This window comes from Rahnella sp. P4_A8 (assembly GCF_056402435.1).
Window position 1 is genome coordinate 86,795 of the sequence record NZ_JBFUHK010000003.1, and the last position, 18,275, is coordinate 105,069.

The window sequence follows — 18,275 nt, forward strand, 5'->3', positions numbered from 1 at the left end:
CAGAATGCTGAAGCCGCTCCCGATGCGGCTTATTCTCGCAAAGTAAAAATCAGGTAATTCAGAATCAATGGGAATCATGGAAGTACGCAATAAAGCCGTTATACTTTTGTCAGTTATTGCCATCGCAGCCTTACTGTTGATGGCGTTTGAATGGCTCACCGATCAGACCGTTCCTGAACTGAAAGAACATGTTGTCCACTATGTTGATCAGCACATGGCGCACTCAATGTCCGGATTGCAGGAGGAGAAATGGTAACCAAACGGATGATGACCAAGCACTGGAAAATGGTCGTAGTACTGCTGTGTATCTGTGGCGCACTGATGCTGTTACGCTGGGCGGCGATGATCTGGGGGTAAAGTATTGCAAATTATCCCGCTTAAAACTGCTTAAATAAGCATCATTCCGGTCAGAGGGTTGAAACCTTCCGCTACGCGAGCCAGAATATCCTGAGTGATTTTTAAGAGCCCGTTCTCCCGTTTATGAAAATACTAAAACCTCGTCGTCCGCATGGGCGATGGACTTATTACATCATGCATGAAGACATTCTGTGGCCCTGCCCGGTTCGCTGGGAGTGGGAGAATGGCTACGGTGGCTGGCTGCCTTTTTATTACTCACCGACGCTGGAATTTGTGGCTGGCGATCCGGACAAAGCCACCAAAGTGGCGGGCAACAAGGCCCGCACGCTACATAAACTCGTCAGAATTCATGAGCACGAATGCTGATTTTCGTCTTCAGGTATGCGTTACGCGCTTTCGATTAATCCGCTGGCACGTAACACCCGACGCTTCACCGCATCCGGTAAAACGGCATTCATTCCCCCGACACATCCCAGACTGAACCAGTGACGCGCACGGGTAATGCCGGTGTAAATCAGCTCGCGCGTGAGGATCGGACTGAGATTCTCCGGCAGCAGCAGCGCGGTATGGGTAAATTCGGATCCCTGTGATTTGTGCACCGTCATGGCAAATACGGTTTCCACCGCCTGCAAACGCCCCGGCATCACCCAGCGGATATCCTGCGTACCGTCTCCGGCCAGAAACGCCACTCGCAGGGTCGGCACCACAGTACCATCGGCAAGACGATGCGGGATCTCCAGCGTGATGCCGATATCGCCGTTCATCAGACGCTGGCTGTAATCATTGCGGGTCACCAGCACCGGACGCCCCGGATACCAGCCGATCGACGCCTTAAGCAACCCTTCCTTTCGCAAGATGTCGGCGATGCGCTGATTCAGTTCTTCCACACCCCAGCGCCCGCCACGTAAGGCGCACAGCAGCTGGAACTGGCTGTAGGCCAGAAGCACTCTGGCCGCCCAGCGGTTGAAGGCTTCCGGCGGTTCATTGTCTGCCGGTCGCGCCTGGATCATCACGTTGAGATAATGTTGATAGCCGACCGGAGGTTCTACGCCTTCGCGTCTGGCCGCCGCCGGGAACTGCTTCGTGCCGCCCTTCACCACCCAGTCGCGCAGTTCAGCATCATCGTCAGTGCTCAATGTCAGTTGCGCCAGGTCAGCGTATCCATGTTTCCAGACCTGTTTCAGCGCTTTCACATCCCCGTCATTTACTGCTTCCGCTAACTGACCAATGCCGCTTTGTGCATCAAAACGGTAACTGTGGCGCAGCATCACTACAGCCTGATCCATCGCCGTACCCTGGGGATCAACCAGCGAATCCGGGACCTGTTCGCCGGTCACGCTTTGCAACCAGTCGCGGGTATGCGGCAGATAATGGCCGCCGTTGGCGCGCTGACATAACTCGCTCAGTAATGCCCCCGCCTCCACCGACGCCAGTTGATCTTTATCGCCGAGCAGGATCAGACGCGCCTGTTCCGGCAATGCAGCCAGCAATGCGGCCATCATTTCCAGATCGACCATTGACGCTTCATCAACCACCAGCACATCCAGCATCAGCGGGTTGCCCGGATGATGGCGAAAATGCCGCGTATCCGGGCGGCTGCCGAGCAGACGGTGCAGTGTCACCACATCGGTGTTGATACTTTCTCGCACCGCATTACCGTTGCCGAGCGCACTGAGATCCAGCTTCGATACCGCACCGGCAATTGATTCATTGAGTCTTGCTGCCGCCTTGCCGGTCGGCGCGGCCAGTCTGATGCGCAGTGGCTGACCATTTTCCTCCAGCGCCAGCGTCTGTAACAACGCCAGCAGACGCACCACCGTGGTGGTTTTACCGGTGCCCGGCCCGCCGGTAATAATGCTGAACGCACTGCCCGCCGCCAGCGCGCAGGCCAGTTTCTGCCAGTTGGCGATATCAGATTTCGCATCCGCCGGGAATAACGCCGTCAGCGGCGCACGCAAAGATTCCACCGGCAAAGTATGCAGCGCACTGCGCGCCAGACGTTGTTCAATTGCCGCCCGCACATTCTGTTCGTACTGCCAGTAACGGCGCAGATACAGGCGCTGGCCGGTCAGCACCAGCGGCGAATTACCTTCGTGGTGTCCGACCAGCGTCGGGTGCACCAGCGCCGCCAGCCATTCCTGCAAACTCAGGTCGTCGAGCACGGCCGCCGGACGGATCACCGCGCCGTCAGCGTGATCGCCTTCCGGTGGCAGCGAGAGTGAGAATGCGCTGTCATCAAGCGTGGCCTGCAAATCCAGACACACATGACCGCGCCCTAACTGATAGCTGGTCAGTGCGGTCGCCAGCAACAATAACGGATGCGCGTCCGGCGCTTCTTTTGCCAGAAACGTCACCAGTGCGCGATCGAGTTCGCGCAGCCAGCCACATTCCACCCAGCTCGCCAGCAGTTGTGCGATATCTTCACGGCTGTTGATTTTCATGCGTGTTCCTCCGTGCCGCTGAACAGAGCGTCGAGTTGTTCCATTAATGCTTTGTCCGGCCGCTGAACGCAGACGCCGTTACCCGGCGCGTGGCTGCCGCGCAGGAATAAATACACCGCGCCGCCGATATGCCGGTCGTAGTCATAATCCGGTATGCGGGATTTCAGCAGACGATGCAGCGCAAACAGATACAGCGAGAACTGCAAATCGTAGCGGTGCTCGCGCATTGACTGCGTCATATTTTCCTGGTCATAACCGCTGGCATCGTCTCCGAGCCAGTTGGATTTATAATCCAGCACGTAATAACGCCCGTCATGTTCAAACACCAGATCGATGAAGCCTTTCAGCATGCCGTTGAGATCTTCCGCCAGCAGCGGCGCACGCTCCGCGCCCTCAAGCGTGTATTGCTGAACCAGCTTGTCGAGGCGAACAGTTGAGACCTTTGTCAGCGAGAACCAGAACTCCATTTCAACCTGATAAGGCGGCAGTTCCGCCAGCGTGAAGGTTTCACCGTCCGGCAGGGCTAACGGCTGCGTCAGTAACGCGGTCAGCCAGCCGGAAAGCGGTACGATCCACTTTTCCCAGCCGCGCGTATTACAACGCCGCGCAACCTGATCGGCGATTTTCGCCGGATCCTTCGCCAGTGCCGCAAACCCTTCGTCGCCCGCCCATTCCAGCAAACCGTGCAGGAAATTACCCGGCGCAGGACCGCGCGGAAACGCATACAAATTCTCACCGGTCATCGGTTGCAAAAGCCCGGGCACCGGCTCTTTGTCTTCCACAAATACTTTCTGATCTTCTAAGTAGCTGTCCTGAGCTGCGCTTTCGATCTCACCCCGAGGTTCCCGGTTCAGGGTCTCCGGCACCATGTAGGTGCCTGCCGGTGCGATTTGCAGGCCGGAGAAACTCGACACCCACCAGCGCGGCCCTTTATGCGTTCGCAGCGGAGGACGCGGCCCGAGTTCCGGTAACAACTGCTCACTGCGATAGATTGCGCCATCCGTAACAGGCAGCGGCCAGGCGCGAATAGTGTCTGTCTCCAGTGCCTGCAAACTGGCGGGCAGCGCATCCGCATCGATCGCGTCGCCGCCGTGGAACAGATAGCCGGAGGCGCTCTTTTCGAACTCTTTCAGCGGTGCCATGCCCAGCCACAGCGCGTAACGCGAGCGGGTCATCGCGACGTAGAACTTACGCAGGTCTTCCCCCAGACGCTCGCGATCGGCCTGTACCAGTTGTTCATCCGTCGCGCTCAGCGCCACTTCCAGTTCACCTTCCGCCGTGTGCCATTTCAGCGGTGAGTCCTGTTTTTTCACCGCGCGGAAAGCACAGGCGAAAGGCAGGAATACCAGCGGATATTCCAGCCCTTTGGACTTATGCACCGTGACCACTTTCACCAGTTCAGCATCGCTTTCGAGACGCAGTTTGCGCGCATCACCCCCCTGATGTTCATCCTGACACTGTTCCGCCAGATAGCGGATCAGCGCATGCTCGCCGTCGAGCTGAACGCTGGCCTGTTGCAGCAGTTCAGAAAGATGCAGCAGGTCGGTCAGCGCACGTTCGTCACCACGGCCGAGCAGACGGCGCGGCACGTCGAATTCCCACATCAGGCGGCGCAGCATCGGCAGAATGCCCTGTTTGCGCCAGCAGGTACGCAGCGCCTGAAACTGCTGAACGTAGCGCTCCCACTCGCTTTCATCCTGATTGAGCCGGTCCAGCGCTTCCCAGCTCAGGTTCAGCGAAGGTGTCGCGAGGGCCGCGCGCAGTAACCGGTCGTTTTCCGGCGCAGCACAAGCCGCCAGCCAGTATTGCAATTCGCCCGCCTGCGCACTTTCAAAAATCGATTCTTTATCGGAAAGATACACACTGCGCACGCCGCGTTTCGACAGCGCAACGCGCACTGCGGTCGCTTCCCGCCCGGTGTTCACCAGCACCGCGATATCGCCGGGCATTACTGGCTTCAGCGTTTCGCCGGGCAGGCCAAAACCGGCAGAACCTTGCTGGCCGAGGCGCAGCAGGCGAACAATTTCCGTGGCGCAGCCGTCGGCCATCATCTGGACATACTGGTTTCTCGGCAATACTTCCGTCTGATTCTCCGGATACCACAGCGTCAGCGCAGCGGCTTCGGCATCATCAATTACCAGCGTATCGGCGCGTCCTTTGGCTTCTACCGGCAGGAACGGCACCTGATTTTCAGCGCCGCGCCGGAACAGGAACGCGCCCTCGCCGGACTTGCGATTTTCGGCCAGTTCAAACACCTTTTTCACTGACGCCACCATCGCGCGGGTAGAACGGAAGTTGGTCGCCAGCGTGTAGTGGCGGCCGCCGGTATCACGACGGGCGCGCAGATAAGTATAAATATCGGCACCACGGAAGGCGTAAATCGCCTGTTTCGGGTCGCCGATCAGGATCAGACCCTGCTCCGGCGCATTTTCCGCCACACGGTAAACGGCGTCGAAAATACGGTATTGCAGCGGATCGGTATCCTGAAATTCGTCGATCATCGCCACCGGGAATTGCGTACGGATGATCTCCGCCAGCCGCGCGCCGTTGTCACTGCTGAGCGCAGCGTCCAGACGGGTCAGCAAATCGTTGAAACCCATTTGCGCGCGCTTTTGCTGCTCGAGGTCAAAACGATTTTTTATCCAGCGGCAGGCATGTTGCAGTAAACCGCTGCGGGCATCCGGCAAACTTTCCAGCCGGGTTTTCAGGGTTTCCATTGCCGAAATGGCCGGATGGACGGGCGCAACGCCCTGCTTCCAGCCTTCGTCTAGGCCTGCCGGTGTCAGGCGGGTCCAGCCGGTTTTGAGATCCGGGATTATTTCGTCGCTGGTCGCCCAGGCGTGGAGTTTATCCAGCCACGGATTGAAATATCGCGCCTGAATTTTCCCATTCACCGCTTTCGCTGCTACCGCGCCTTCGAGCATTGTGCGCAGTTCCTGCGTCCATTGCGGCCAGTCTTGTTTCAGCGCAGCCAGTTCCGCCGCTTTCAGGTTATTCACCGTTTCACATACTTCGGCAGGCGTCTGATCTGAGCCTAACTCTCCGGCATATTCCAGCAGCGGCATCACGCTGCGGTGTAAGTCTTCCGGTGAGCGCCACCAGCCGCGCAACATACGGATTTCCTGCTCACCGAGCGGGAAATAGAAACTGCGCCAGTAATCGCGCACCACGTTCATCAGCAGTTCGGTCTGGTCGGTTTCCAGCGTCTGGGTAAACAGGCTGTCGCTGTCGAATGCGTGCTCGCCAAGCATGCGGTTACACCAGCCGTGAATAGTGGAAACGGCAGATTCATCCATCCATTCCGCCGCCAGTTGCAGCTTGCGGGCACAGCCCGGCCATTGCTCAGGCGTATATTCCGCACGCAAATTTTGCAAAAATTCGTCGCTGTCATTTTCCGCGTCAGGATTTCCTAAAAAATACCCCGCCGCTTGCGATAAACGCGCACGGATGCGATCGCGCAGTTCTTTGGTTGCGGCATCGGTAAAGGTCACCACCAGAATTTCCGGCGGCGTCAGCGGGCGGCTGAAGGCGTTATCGCCGCCGTGTCCGAGCACCAGCCGCACATACAGCGCGGCGATGGTGAAAGTTTTGCCGGTACCCGCGCTGGCTTCAATCAGGCGGCTTCCCGTCAGCGGAAAGTTCAGCACATTCAATGCTGATGGCAGACGTTGTTCCGTCATTCCTTGTCTCCTTTCTTACTGCGGGAAAGATAATTGATCAGCGGTGCCAGTAGCACATCGGCCAGCCGGGCAAATTCACCGTCAGACCAGAGTGCGGCAAAGTCCGGCCACGCGCGGGCCAGGTACGCATTGCTGTCACGCTCACCAAATTTCATGTTGGCCGGATCGTGATTTTCGTAGCTGTCGCGGGCGGCAAGCCAGGCATCGCTGTCCGTTGCGCTGTGCGCCGTGCCCTCTTTTTTCAGCCAGACAAAGGCGGTTTTTACCGCCAGCGGCAACGGCCGCAACTGCCCGATTTTCCATGTTTCAATCAGCGTGTCCCACAGTTCGCGCGCATAAGCGATCTCCAGCGGCGGTAATTCGGCGGTGCCGTTTTTGCTGACGATAAAGGTGTGCATTGGCTGTCCGTCAAGATGCCCCGCAAGATGCGCAACCCAGTAAGGCAGCAGCCGGTCAAAGCGGTAAGCGCGATCTTTTATGATGCCGGTACTTTCCAGCACCACGCGGGCACGGCCGCCCGCAGCATTTGCCCGCAGTTCGCTCAGCCAGTCGGAGATCATCACACCACCGGTTTTATCTTCCAGCGCCTCATTCGCCAGCGGCTGAGGCCATGCATCGAGAACCTGCTGATAGCTGGCAAACAAGCTATCCATCGGTTCGGCCAGATCGTCACTCAGCACCGCAGCAAATTCGCCCGGTGCCAGCTCGCCGCGTCGTTCAATACGTTCGAGTTGCTGACGTAAAACATCCTGACGCGAAACGCCCGCTTCCAGTGCCCATTTTTGTGCGCGGATCAGCTCATCCTGCAACCGCCAGTTTTCCAGCGCATTGATGTCGAACGGCTCCTGATCTTCGCTGCCCGGATCTTCCAGCTCAAAGTAGATATTCAGCCGCTGGCGGAAGAAACTGCGCACCGGATCCGACAGGAAATCCGACAACTGACGCAGCGTCAGTGCGCTTTCCTGTTCCACCGGTTGCAGCGGTTGCGCTGCCACGGCAGCGGCTTCCGCTTCCAGCCCGGCGCGCCATTCGTGCGCATAACTGAACAGCGGGCTGCCCTGACTGAAATAGTCGCGGTTGAACGGTTGCAGACGATGTTCGGTGGTCAGGGCGTGCAGTAAATCTTCGCCACTTTGTGCTTTCCAGCCTGCCGCCAGATGGTCGCGCAACTGCGCCACCAGCACCGAAGGCGGGCGCTCGGTGTTGTCATGAATGCTGCGCCCCACCCAGCTAATGTGTAAGCGTTCACGCGCAGAAAGCAGGGCTTCGAGGAACAGATAACGGTCATCTTCACGGCGTGAACGGTCGCCCGGGCGGTAATCGCGCCCCATGAGGTCGAAATCCATCGGTACACGGTTACGCGGATAATCACCGTCGTTCATCCCCAGCAGATGCACGTGGCGGAAAGGAATGGCACGCATCGGCATCAGCGTGGCGAACGTCACCGCGCCGCCGAAAAACGGCTGGGTCAGACCCGACTGGTCGAACTGCGCCAGCCAGTGATCGCGAACCACCGACAGCGGCAGTTCGGCCTGTAAATCTACGCTTTCACAGGCTTCGAGCCAGATTTCCAGCTCACCGTGCAGACGCACTAAAATAAAGCCATCTTCACCGTCATCCTCGCTAAAGTATTGAGAAAGGATATGACGCAGACGCCTGCCCCACTCCTGCGGAGGCGCAGGTTCACGTAGCTGACGCCAGGTGTCATCCAGGCAGTTCAGCAGATGTGACAGCGGGCCAATCAGTGCCGCATCCAGCCCGCCGATTTCATCCAGCGGCTCGATGTTTTTCCAGGCTTCGCCGCTGCCCACCGCATAGCCCAGCAACATGCGTTGCAGACCAAAGAACCAGCTGTTTTGCTCCGGTGATAACGGCAGTTCGAGGCTCTGGCGCTGCTCGGCATGCAGCCCCCAGCGCACGTTGGCGGCTCTGATCCAGCGGTGCAGCAGCGGCAGTTGTTCTTCTTCAATCCCGAAACGCTGACGCACCGACGGCACATCGAGTAAATCCAGCAAATCACTGACCGCAAAACGCGACTGTGGCAGTTCCAGCAAACTTTCCAGCGCACCGAGTAACGGATTATTCTGGCGCGGTCCCTGATCGGCAACGGTGAACGGGATATAACGCGGATCACTGCGCTCCATCAGGCCAAACACCGCCTGAATGTGCGGCGCATAACCGTTGATATCCGGCACCATCACGATAATGTCGCGCGCTTTCAGCGTCGGATCTGCGGCCAGCGCCGCCAGCAGGCGGTCATGCAGCACTTCCACTTCGCGCTGGGCGCTGTGGGTAATAAAGAAACGCAGGGAATCGTCATGCTGAACGTCAGCGGCAGGCCATTCATCGATGGTTTCAGCCAGCGGGCGCAGCTGCAAAATGTCTTCCTGCAACTGATGCAACAGGGTATCGGTGCCGTTTGAGGTAAAGAGGTCGATGCGCGGGATCACCGGCGCCAGTTGCGCCGCATAGGATTCGTGGTTGTCGTATTCATTCAGCAGACCGATATAGTCACGCCCCTGCTTGCCCCATGCCGCCAGCAACGGATGCGCATGCTGATGGAGCTCATCTTCGGCAATGACCTGCGGCATGCCCGGCTTACGCAACTGACGTATCCGCTCTGCGCGCAGCAAATCTTTATCAGCAATGATATCGCTCCAGTCGTGCTCGCACGGGTTATGCACACACATAAAGATGTGTGTCCAGCGTCCCAGCACGGCCAGCACTTCAAGGGATTGTTGCGGTAACGAGGAGATGCCAAAAACCACCAGCCGCGCCGGTAAACCGGCCGGGCGCTGGTCTTCAGGAATAGTTTGCGCATAGTGCAGGAAACGCTGATGCAGCGCCGCACGGCTGGTGTTGCGCTCGTTTTCAGGTACATCCGCCAGCAGCGCGCGCCACAGTTGCGGCTGCCACAGCAGGTTTTCCGGCAAGGACTCGCTGCCTTTACGGCTGGTGCGCAGAACGTCCAGACCGTTGCCCCAGTCTTCCAGCCAGTCAGCACGGTAAACCTGATACTGATCGAATAAATCCGCCAGACGCTGCGCCAGCTGATGCAATTTACGCATATCGCCGTCATCTTTTAAGAAACGGGCCAGCGGCGCAAAAACGGGTTCGGCAAGCAGTTCGGGTAACAGGCGGATCAGGCGCCAGGTCAGCAGCGGACGGTCAAAAGGCGACGATTCCGGCACCTGTTCTTTGCCGAGCACCGCGCGGTACACCTGCCAGAAAAAACGTGCCGGAAGTTTGATATCCAGCGCCGCCGCAATTCCGCAGCCACCGTCGGTCACATCACGCGCCAGCGCCAGTTTCAGCCACTGGTTGATGCCGTTGCTCTGCACCAGAATCACTTCATTTTCCAGCGGCGACAGCGGATGCGCTGCCATCCACGAGACCAGCACGTCCCTCAGCGTTTCTGAGTGATTTCCGTGTAATACCATCAAACCTGAATTCACGCCCGCATCCCTTATTATCGCCTGTCAGGGTTGAGATTTTGCGTTGATTTGGAAAGGATTGAAAGGACAGAAAAGAAAAGAGGCAGGGCTTGCGGCCTGCCTCGTAGCAAAATGTAACGCGCTGAAAATTACCCGCGCGTTTTACGAGCTTCTTTCCAGAGATATTTTAGGATCACTGAATGCTGTAGCGCTCAAGCCAGTGCGCGTAAGGCGCAGGCAGAACCCATGAAGGATTGTCCTCGCCCAGTTCTTTCGCCAGCGCATACGGATAATGCGGGTTGGCGAGCATGGCGCGGCCAATCATCACCAGATCCATATCTTGCTCGCTGATACAACGTTCGGCCACGTCTGCCGACGCAACGCCCCATGAACTCGCCACCGGCAAGCCGGCTTCAGCACGCACGCGGCGCGACACTGGTGCCAGGAAACCGGCTCCCCATGGGATCTGTGCTTCCCAGGTCGAGAAACCGACGCTGACGTTGAGCATATCCAGCCCTTTCTCACGCAGAATACGGGTCAGTTCGATAGATTCCGCCAGCGTTTCTTCATCGCGGCCATCGTATTCGATCACGCCAAAACGCGCGGTAATCGGCAGGTTTTTCGGCCAGACGGCGTTAACGGCGTCGAAAGTTTCAATCAGGAAACGGCTGCGACCGGCAAAATCACCGCCGTATTCGTCGGTGCGGGTGTTGGAATGCACGGAGAAGAAGCTTTGCGCCAGATAGCCGTGGGCAAAGTGCAGCTCCAGCCATTCAAAACCGGCATCGCGCGCGCGTTTCGCGGCAGCGACAAAATCGGCCATCACGCGCTGGATATCGGCTTTGGTCATTTCTTTCGGCACTTTCGGCAGGTGTTTGCCGAATGCGACTGCGGATGGCGCAATGGTTGCCCAGCCACGCGGATCGCCTTCAGCAATATGATCGTCCCCTTCCCAGGGCAGATTGGCGCTGGCTTTACGGCCTGCGTGACCGATCTGGATCCCCGGTACTGCGCCTGCGGCTTTGATGGCTTTGGCAATCTTCGCCAGTTCAGCAGCCTGTTCATCGTTCCAGATCCCGAGACATCCCGGGGTGATACGCCCTTCCGGCGAAACCGCCGTCGCTTCGACAATCACCAGGCTCGCGCCGCCGCGTGCCAGCGTGGCGTAATGCACCTGATGCCAGTCATTCGGCACGCCATCAGTGGCGGAATACTGGCACATAGGCGGAACGGCAATGCGGTTTTTTAAGGTGACGTCTTTCAACGTAAACGGCGTAAATAGTGCAGACATAAAATTTCCTCGGTGGATTGGCACATTAAGCACACAGAGTGCTGCCAAAGAGCTATAAGCAGAAGTGTAGAAATATTATAGTGCGTATCAATTTTCGTTATAACTCAATCGGTGCCCCGCCGCCCGTCAGTGGCTGAGACAACAACTGGCGCAGGTCTGTAGCGGGCAGTAATATCCGATTTCTGAAACGTCGATAAAATCCTCTTAAAAGGGTCGTACCATGGAAAAATTACCTGCCATCACCATCACCTATTGTTCTCAATGCAACTGGATGCTGCGCGCCTCCTGGATGGCGCAGGAATTGCTGAATTCGTTCAGTACCGATCTGGCGTCGGTAACGCTTGTCCCCGGCACCGGTGGCATTTACGAAATCAAAGTCGATGACGAGATTATCTGGGAACGCAAACGCGATGGCGGTTTCCCGGACGCCGCACTGCTTAAACAGCGTGTGCGCGATATTTGTTTCCCGGAACGTTCACTGGGGCATGTGGATAAGAAGAAGATTGATGAGAACGGTGAGGCCTGAGGGTGCGCTAAACGCAAAAAAGGCAGGACATTCATCCTGCCTTTTGGCGTTTTAGCAAAGACTGGCATTAAAAGTCAGGCTTTGCGGGAGACGTGTTCGGCGGCTGCACGGTTGGCTTTTGCGACGGAATCTGCCAGCGTTTTCCCTTGCAAGAGTGATGTGCACAACGTGCCCATAAAGCAGTCACCGGCACCGTGGGTACTGACCAGCTCTATTTTTTCGGCGGGCATCGACTGGCTGCGTCCGCCGGCTGCACACCAGGCCACACCGTGTTCACCCGCCGTCACGATAACAGCCGGAGAATGCTGGCTCAGTAATTCGGCTGCCACGCAGGCATCGGACAAATCATTGACCGGAATACCGCTCAGATCACGGGCTTCGACGCCATTCACCACCAGCAAATCGACAGCAGACTGCATCTCAGCACAAAGTGTCCGCGCCGGTGCGGCATTCAGACAAACGCGGATCCCGCGCTGTTTCGCCTGTTTCGCTGCCGCCAGATTCACCGCCTCCGGCACCTCATTTTGTAACAACAGCATGTCAACCTGCTGCCACAAGGCATCATCATCAAACTGCGCGGCATCAATGTGGTTGTTTGCATTGGAAACGACCACTGCGCCGTAATCCCCTTCTGCATCCATCAGCGCCACGCTCATGCCGGAAGGTACGCTTTCATTAACGGCGATAAAGCTGCTGTCGACCGCGTTTTCATTTAGCACACCACGCAGGAATTCCCCCTGCGTATCGGCGCCCACGGCACCGGCAAAACGAACACCGGCGCCCGCTCTGGCAGCGGCAACGGCCTGATTCCCGCCCTTGCCGCCGAATTTATATGAACATCCGCTGCCGATCACCGTTTCGCCTTTTTCCGGACGATGATGCGCGTGGATCACGATGTCATAATGAAGGCTGCCCGTGACTAAAATTTTACCCATTTTAGTATTCCCGAAGGTCCTGAACCGCCTGCTGGGTTTTCATCAGGTTCTTTTCTGCTGTCTTCAGATCCTTCTGGGCAATCGCCACAAATAAGGCGTCCAGAATATTCAGCTGAGCGATCCGCGACGCAGCATTTTCCCCGAGCAAGTGCGATCCCTGAGAGGTTGAATTGAGAACCACATGCGCATTGCGCGCAATGGGCGACTCGGCGTAATTGGTGATGGCGATCACTTTGGCGCCATTGCGCGCCGCCAGTTTGATCGGATCATTCACCGCGCGGGTGGCACCGGAATGGCTGATCGCCACCACCGCATCATCGTCCGATAAGACCGCTGCCGACATCAGCATGATATGCGCATCATCGTAGACCGTCGTTTTAATGCCAATTTTCAGCAATTTATGCGACAAATCTCTGGCGACGGCAGCAGAGCCGCCGACAGCATATAAATCGATGTGCCTGGCTTTAAATAAAATGTCAGCAGCCCGGTTAAATTCCGAAACATCGACAATAGATAATGTTTCTTCTATTGCCTGAATAGAGGTACGGAATACTTTTTCAAGTAATTGTTCCGACGAGTCTCCCGGCTCAATTTCCGCATGTAAATTTGCCACTTCAGAATAGTTGTAATAAATCAAACTGCTTCTGAAATCTCTGAATCCTGAAAAGTTTAATTTTTTGGTCAGTTTAACAATCATCGCCTCAGAAACATTATTTTCCAGCGCAATTTCTTTTAATGAAGTTTGCTCAGAAAAATCATTTTTAGACGTAATCGCTTCGACGACTTTTCTTTCCAGCGGCGTCAGATGTGGCAATTTCATACGAATTTGAGCACCAATGGCTCGCGGATCCTGATTCATTACTTGCCTCGTGTCGCTCTGTCAATCAACATCGCTATGATAATAATAAGGCCAGTAGCAAGCAATTGATAAAACGCCTGAATATTGAGAAGTGTCAGACCATTACGCAATGAACCTAAAATAACCGCGCCAATCAGTGTGCCGATCACACTGCCTTTCCCGCCCATCAGCGAAGCCCCGCCAATTGCCGCCGCAGCAATAGCATCCAGCTCCCATAAATTCCCCATGGTCGGTTCAGCGGCACCTAGGCGACCAATCAAAATCAGTGAGGCTAAAGAGGCCAGCACACCGGAGATCACAAAGACCGTGACCTTGGTTCTTTTGACCGGAACCCCCGCGACTCGTGCGGCTTCTTCGTTACCGCCCACGGCCAGAATATATTCCCCCAGCGGCGTTTTGTTCATCACCGTCCAGAGTATCGCCGCGATAGCAATAACAATCACGATTGGTGCCGGAACCCCGAAAATCGTGCTGTTAATGACGGTGCGAAACTCCATCGGGATACCAAAAATCGGGTTGCCGTTGGTAAAAATCAGCGCCAGCGCGCGGAACAGCGAGAGTCCGCCGAGGGTGACGATAAACGGCTGTAAACCGGCATACGCCACCAGCATGCCGCTGAACACGCCGCACAGTGCGCCGACACCCAGCGTCGCCATTATTGCCAGTGGAACCGGGACGCCGGACACCATCAGCGTGGCACCCAGCACCGCCGAAAGTGCCGCCGTCGGCCCGACGGAGAGATCGATACCGCCGGAAATAATGACCAGCGTCATACCCAGCGCAATAATTCCGTTGATGGAGGACTGCTGTAATATATTGAGTAAATTAGGGACGGTAAAAAATACCGGCGACAAAAAAGAGAAGGTGATCACAATAATCACTAAGCCAATCAGCGTACCGGCATCGCGTACGTTGAATTTAAATAATGCCGAAGGCATAACCTTGGGCTGAACATTACCTTGAGTCGTCATAATAATGGCCTTTAATCTTTGTAGGTGTCGGAGAAATAGTTTTCAGACCGCTTAATTCACATCGTTAATCGCATAACGGGCAATGTTTTCTTCAGTAATCTCATCACCGTTAAGTTCTTTTGTGATTTTCCCTTCACGCATCACCAGGACTCTGTCTGAGATACGAATTATTTCCGGCATCTCGGAAGAAACCACCACAATGGCTTTTCCCTGCTGCGCCAGTTTTTCTATCAGATTATAAATCTCAGACTTTGCTCCGATATCAATTCCCCGGGTTGGCTCGTCAAAAAGAAAGACTTTATTGTCCGCTGCGACCCAGCGACCAATAATGACTTTTTGCTGGTTTCCGCCGCTGAGTGTTCCAATGGGTTTTTCTATGTTAAGCGGACGCAACCGCAGATCGGTCATCACGTCCAGCGCCGTTTTATCCAGCTGATTTCTTTTCAGTAAACCGTATCGGGTAAATCGCCCCATTGACGGCAACGCCATATTCATTTTGACTGCGCGCTCTTTAATGATGCCCTCTTTTTTACGATCTTCCGGCACCAGTCCGATCCCGGCGCGGATAGCAGAACTGACATTGTGATTTTTCACCGCGACGCCTTCCACCTCAATGCTGCCGCCGGTTTTGGCATCAATGCCGGCGATGAGTTTCAGCAACTCTGTACGCCCGGAACCGACCAGTCCGGCAATTCCCAGCACTTCACCTGCTCCGACGGAAAAAGTCGCCGACCGCACGGCATTATCACGACTCAATCCTTCGACGCGCAGCACTTCCCTGCCGGTCGCATAAGAGTGATGGTGCATTTTTTCGATTTTGCGTCCGACCATTTTGGTGACAATAGTTTCTTCGGTTTCATCGCAGATATTGACCACGCCGACCTGTTTACCATCACGTAAGATCGTCGCCCGATCGCAAACTTTGAAAATCTCGTTCATTTTGTGTGAGACATAAATCAGCGACACATTCATCGATTTGAGATCTGAAATCAGCTCTGCCAGGCGCTCAAACTCCGTCGGCGTCAGGCTGGAGGTCGGTTCATCCATTGCAATGATCTTCGCTTCATCCAGCAAAGCGCGGGCGATTTCAACGATCTGTTGCTGAGATACTTTCAGGTTCTTGATCGGCTCATCGGGATCAATACTGGGATCAAGACGACGCAGGATCGCCACTGCCCTTTTGTACTGAGCCTTTCTGTCGACAAACAACCCTTTGAGTTTCGTTAACGGGCGGCCAAGAAACATATTCTGTGCCACGGAGAGTTCAGGAACGTGCTGCAATTCCTGGTGGATCATCGCGATACCGGCATGACGGGCAGACAGCGGATTCTTCATCTGAATAACCTGCCCTTCCACCAGAATTTCACCGGAATCTGCCGCCCGCACACCGGACAAAATATTCAGCAGTGTCGATTTTCCCGCGCCATTTTCTCCAATCAGCGCATGGACTTCGCCCGGCCTCACAGAGAAATCAACGCCCTTAACTGCTGCCACGCCGCTGTAGCTTTTGCTGATGCCGCGCATCGTCAAACTGTACTGTTCCATACACTCTCCTGACCCGTTTTCACACGTCTGACTTATTGTTGCTGAGCCAGCAGCTGGCGAAGTTTCGCGTTATCTTTGGTGGAGAACGCATCAGCATTGTCCTGGGTAATCAGCGCCTGCGGAGTGGAGACCACGCGGGAGATTTTCTGTCCGTTAATCAGGCGTACGACCACTTCCATCGCCACTTCCCCTGTGAGCACCGGGAAGCTGTCCACCGTGCCGGTCAGCTCGCCACGCTTGATAGAGGCATAAGCATCGGAGATACCGTCAGTGCCAAATACCGCCACCTGTTTGGATTTTCCGGCAGCCGCCACGGCTTCAACCACACCGAGTGCCATGCCATCGTTGTTGGCGTAGAACCCAATCAGATCAGGATGTTGCTGTAAAATTGTCGCCGCTGCGTTATAGGCATTTTCACGGCTCCAGTTGGCCGGAACGCTGGCGACTACGGTGAATTTCCCGCTGGTCTGAATCGTTTCTTTGAAGCCTCTGGTACGCTGCGCCGCGGCATACACCCCCGGCTGGCCTTCGATGACGGCCACTTTGCCGCCTTCAGGATGTTTTTTGATAAACCAGTTGGCGACGCGTACGCCGTTGTCTTTCTGTACGTTACCGACGTAATGCGCCGCATTCGGCATCACCGCATCATTCACGTTAACGACAGCAATGCCTTTGCTTTTAGCCGATTCGTACGCCGGTTGCAGGTTGGCGTCAGTTTGCGGCGACACCAGCAAACCGTTGAAGCCCTGTGAAATGAGGGTTTCGGCGATAGAAAGCTGACCGAGCTGGTCGTCTTCGTTAGCCGCAGCCTGATATTCGACGGTGATGCCGTGCTTATCACCGAATTCCTTATATCCCTGGCCGAGTGAGCGCCAGTATTCATTGGTCAGCGTTTTAGACACACCGCCGATTTTGAGGGATTTGTCGATTGCCGGCAGCGGGCCATATTTGGCCGTGAGTTGCGTCCAGTCAGTGCGATCCGGTTCGGTATCGGATTGCAACGGTGGCAGATCGGCGGCATAAACGCTGGTGCAAAGCAGTGTAGAGGTGAGTACAGACAGTAAGAGTTTTTTCATCATCTGGCCTTCGATTGTTATTTTTATGGTGTCACAGCGACACGCGCTGTGGCGGGTCGCTTTACTGCGCCAACATCACGTCGTTGACGATTTGCTGTGTGGCTACGGCGTCCTGCCTGCTGATGGCTTCATTCAGCGCCGGGTTATTCTCGAGTTTTTCGCAAAGTTTGAGTAAACGGATCACGGTCGCGATATTGGTTTCTGCTTCACGCACCGGATCCAATCCGCTGGCGTCCGGGAAGGTATCGAAGTAATACGCGCCTTTATAGCCGTCGCGTTTCATCTGCAACAGGAATTCCAGCGTGGCACGCGGGTTGACGGAGCCGACCATCAGGCCGTCGTCGCGTTTGCCCCAGCCGTCATTGAGATCGAGCCCCAGCAAACGCGAACGACGGGCTACCATCGCCGCCGCAAACGCCGGTACTTCGTTGGCAAACAACACATGCGCGAAATCCAGTGTGATACCTAAGTTCTTGCAACCGGCTTCTTCAACCGCCAGCAGACAGGTAGTGGCATTTGGGAAAATGCTGTAAGCGCGTGGTTCGTTGGGTTTGTATTCAATGCTGACGTCGATATCCGGGGCGTATTCCGCCACTTCACGCACAGCGCTGACTGCGTCTTCCCAGATTTTTTTGTAGTCAGCCTGGAAACAGTAATCAAAGCCATCCTGTCCCATCCACAACGTCATAATGCTGGCACCAAACTCACGACCGGCGTCGATCCCGCGTTTGGTCAATTCAATCGCCTGACGACGAATTTTTGGATCCGGGTGAGTAAATGCGCCGATTTTAAATTCCGGAGCATCCCAGCGCATTTGCATCCCGTTCACCGCCAGCCCGACTTCTTCGATTTTCTGGCGCATCAAAGTGATATCGCCGGTCATGTGCTGCGGATAATTCAGGTCCAGATGCGTCAATCCTTTAACCGTAGCTGCACGTTCGATCATTTGCAGCACTGAAGGTTTGCCTTTCTGTTCAGGCCAGTAAAGATGTGCCCCCGACGCAAACGAGTTCAGACGTGTGGCAAATTTAAGTTCTGACATGGGATGTCCTTTGTAAACTGATTCGTGATGTACTTTCCTTCTTCACTTTATTTTGTGAAGTAGTGCATTACTATCACCCACGGATAAAAGCCGCAAGATCCCCTGGTGGAATTGTGAT

14 protein-coding genes are annotated in these 18,275 nt (G+C 55.6%); 4 read left to right on the plus strand and 10 right to left on the minus strand.

Annotation, left to right across the window (positions count from 1 at the left end; translation table 11 throughout):
* Positions 1-76: 76 nt before the first annotated feature.
* From AC1DUO_RS02785 to AC1DUO_RS02795, 3 genes are all read left to right on the plus strand, one after another.
* Positions 77-256, plus strand: a complete 180-nt coding sequence (locus AC1DUO_RS02785) for a hypothetical protein (RefSeq protein WP_223509705.1) — start codon at positions 77-79, stop codon at positions 254-256.
* Positions 250-357, plus strand: a complete 108-nt coding sequence (gene yniD / locus AC1DUO_RS02790) for a small membrane protein YniD (RefSeq protein ID WP_013574326.1) — start codon at positions 250-252, stop codon at positions 355-357. The genes AC1DUO_RS02785 and yniD overlap by 7 nt, the downstream gene beginning before the upstream one ends.
* Before the next feature lie 174 nt (positions 358-531).
* On the plus strand, positions 532-723 hold the full coding sequence (locus AC1DUO_RS02795; protein ID WP_013574325.1) for a hypothetical protein: 192 nt from the start codon (positions 532-534) through the stop codon (positions 721-723).
* 20 nt (positions 724-743) lie between these two features.
* On the opposite strand, the gene recD is transcribed toward AC1DUO_RS02795, so the two are convergent.
* The 4 genes from recD to AC1DUO_RS02815 form a co-directional block, all read right to left on the minus strand.
* Positions 744-2,798: an exodeoxyribonuclease V subunit alpha gene (gene recD / locus AC1DUO_RS02800; RefSeq protein WP_112197203.1), complete on the minus strand. Its 2,055-nt coding sequence runs from the start codon at positions 2,796-2,798 to the stop codon at positions 744-746.
* Positions 2,795-6,478 (minus strand): exodeoxyribonuclease V subunit beta, encoded by a 3,684-nt coding sequence (gene recB / locus AC1DUO_RS02805; RefSeq protein ID WP_477986438.1) that lies wholly within the window; start codon positions 6,476-6,478, stop codon positions 2,795-2,797. The genes recD and recB overlap by 4 nt, the downstream gene beginning before the upstream one ends.
* Positions 6,475-9,933: an exodeoxyribonuclease V subunit gamma gene (gene recC, locus AC1DUO_RS02810; protein ID WP_477986440.1), complete on the minus strand. Its 3,459-nt coding sequence runs from the start codon at positions 9,931-9,933 to the stop codon at positions 6,475-6,477. Before recC ends, recB begins: the two co-directional genes overlap by 4 nt.
* 172 nt (positions 9,934-10,105) lie before the next feature.
* The gene (locus AC1DUO_RS02815; RefSeq protein WP_121019592.1) at positions 10,106-11,203 is read right to left on the minus strand and encodes an NADH:flavin oxidoreductase/NADH oxidase; all 1,098 of its coding nucleotides are present in this window, start codon (positions 11,201-11,203) and stop codon (positions 10,106-10,108) included.
* 220 nt (positions 11,204-11,423) lie between these two features.
* Here AC1DUO_RS02815 and AC1DUO_RS02820 point away from each other — a divergent pair, with 220 nt between their 5' ends.
* Positions 11,424-11,729 carry an Rdx family protein gene (locus AC1DUO_RS02820; RefSeq protein WP_013574320.1) on the plus strand — a complete coding sequence of 102 codons (306 nt, stop codon included), beginning with the start codon at positions 11,424-11,426 and terminating at the stop codon, positions 11,727-11,729.
* Between the two features lie 74 nt (positions 11,730-11,803).
* Here the strand turns inward: AC1DUO_RS02820 and AC1DUO_RS02825 are convergent, their stop codons facing one another.
* The 6 genes from AC1DUO_RS02825 to AC1DUO_RS02850 all read right to left on the minus strand — a co-directional run bounded on the left by AC1DUO_RS02825 (position 11,804) and on the right by AC1DUO_RS02850 (position 18,157).
* Positions 11,804-12,664, minus strand: a complete 861-nt coding sequence (locus AC1DUO_RS02825) for a ribokinase (protein ID WP_013574319.1) — start codon at positions 12,662-12,664, stop codon at positions 11,804-11,806.
* A 1-nt stretch (position 12,665) separates the two neighbouring features.
* Positions 12,666-13,523 (minus strand): MurR/RpiR family transcriptional regulator, encoded by an 858-nt coding sequence (locus tag AC1DUO_RS02830; protein ID WP_013574318.1) that lies wholly within the window; start codon positions 13,521-13,523, stop codon positions 12,666-12,668.
* The gene (locus AC1DUO_RS02835; protein WP_013574317.1) at positions 13,523-14,494 is read right to left on the minus strand and encodes an ABC transporter permease; all 972 of its coding nucleotides are present in this window, start codon (positions 14,492-14,494) and stop codon (positions 13,523-13,525) included. The genes AC1DUO_RS02830 and AC1DUO_RS02835 overlap by 1 nt, the downstream gene beginning before the upstream one ends.
* Positions 14,495-14,545: 51 nt before the next feature.
* The gene (locus tag AC1DUO_RS02840; protein WP_121019593.1) at positions 14,546-16,039 is read right to left on the minus strand and encodes a sugar ABC transporter ATP-binding protein; all 1,494 of its coding nucleotides are present in this window, start codon (positions 16,037-16,039) and stop codon (positions 14,546-14,548) included.
* Between the two features lie 32 nt (positions 16,040-16,071).
* Positions 16,072-17,115, minus strand: a complete 1,044-nt coding sequence (locus AC1DUO_RS02845) for a sugar ABC transporter substrate-binding protein (protein WP_013574315.1) — start codon at positions 17,113-17,115, stop codon at positions 16,072-16,074.
* 61 nt (positions 17,116-17,176) lie between these two features.
* On the minus strand, positions 17,177-18,157 hold the full coding sequence (locus AC1DUO_RS02850; RefSeq protein WP_013574314.1) for a TIM barrel protein: 981 nt from the start codon (positions 18,155-18,157) through the stop codon (positions 17,177-17,179).
* Between the last annotated feature and the right edge of the window lie 118 nt (positions 18,158-18,275).